The 517-nt window shown below is 70.8% G+C and carries 1 protein-coding gene; it reads left to right on the top strand.

Translation table 11 applies throughout. The annotated features are described in order from the left end of the window. Positions 1–517: ATP-dependent sacrificial sulfur transferase LarE (locus QZ326_RS12825; protein ID WP_295745944.1), on the top strand; the 517-nt coding region annotated here is incomplete at both ends.

The raw sequence follows: 517 nt of genomic DNA, 5'->3' as shown, positions 1-517 counted from the left end.
GTATTTTGTGCGGACGGTTTTTCAGCCGGTATTCGAGCTGGAGGACGCTCGGGAAACCGCCGGGCGGCTGGGCGTGGAGCTGCGGGTGCTGGAGGCTGACATTCTGGCGGTCCCGGAGGTCGCGGCCAATCCGGCGGACCGGTGCTACTACTGCAAGCGGGCGCTGTTCACCCGGCTGCTGGAGGAGGCGGCGCGGGACGGGTTCCCGGTGGTGCTGGACGGCGGCAACGCCTCCGACGACGCCGGGGACCGGCCCGGTATGCGGGCGCTGGCGGAGCTGGGGATACGGTCCCCGCTGCGGGAGTGCGGCATCGGGAAGGCCGAGGTGCGGCGTATGGCCCGGGAGGCGGGGCTCAGGGTATGGGACAAGCCTTCCTATGCCTGTCTGGCAACGCGGGTCCCGGCGGGGACGGCGGTTTCGGCGGCGGACCTGGCACGGGCGGAACGGGGCGAGACGGCGCTGATGGCTTTGGGATTTTCCGATTTCCGTCTGCGGCTGCGTGAGGAGGACGGGCTG

The sequence above is a fragment of the uncultured Oscillibacter sp. genome, from assembly GCF_910587525.1.
GTDB lineage: Bacteria > Bacillota > Clostridia > Oscillospirales > Oscillospiraceae > Oscillibacter.
Note: the sequence above shows the minus strand (reverse complement) of the source record. Positions and strands in the feature narration are given on the sequence as shown.